The organism is Aureimonas sp. AU4 (genome assembly GCF_001463765.1).
Taxonomy (GTDB): Bacteria; Pseudomonadota; Alphaproteobacteria; order Rhizobiales; family Rhizobiaceae; genus Aureimonas.
In genome coordinates this window covers 1-589 of the sequence record NZ_BBWK01000107.1, presented here as the reverse complement: position 1 = coordinate 589, position 589 = coordinate 1, and the positions used below count along the sequence as shown (strand labels likewise).

The 589-nt window shown below is 67.6% G+C and carries 1 protein-coding gene; it reads left to right on the top strand.

Annotated features, from left to right (window positions below):
• On the top strand, nucleotides 1–460 hold a 460-nt coding region (locus AUL35_RS22715; RefSeq protein WP_062018563.1), incomplete at its 5' end, for a hypothetical protein.
• Nucleotides 461–589: the final 129 nt, after the last annotated feature.

The following is a 589-nucleotide window of genomic DNA, read 5'->3' as shown; positions in this document are numbered from 1 at the left end:
GCCGTCACGGGCGGAAGACCGGTACTACCTCAATCAGAGCCAGAGCGGCTTCAACCTGCCGGGCGTCTCGCTGCCGCAGGGCCAGGACGAGGTGCGCGCGGCCGACGGGACGACCTGCCGCTCGGCGGTCGGGGGATCGGGTGCCTACCTCGATGTCGGCGCCATCAACGGCAGTGGCAATGGCAACAGCTACGACAACGGCAACATCGCGACCTACGGCCGTGTCGTGATCCCGCTGAGCCAAGGCGGCAAGCGCCTGAACTGCACCGAACTCTACGACCTGGAGATCGCACGCCTGCGCGCCGAGCTGAAGCTTCTCCAGATGGGGCTGGCGTCCAGCCCTGGCGACGTCGCAGCCTCGACGAACGGTCATGCTCCCGGCGACGACATGAGCGGCAAGCAAGCCAACTGGGCGAACGAGGGCTGGAGCGATGGCAAGCCGAAGCCCAAGCGCAAGTAAGCTCCACCTCCTTCGACGCTTGCGCCGGATCGGAGGCGCGACCGTCGCGCTGATGGCGGTCTCGACGCAGCCCGCACTTGCCTTGGTGGACGCCACGATCGGCACCTGCACGATCGTCGTGGTCTCGCC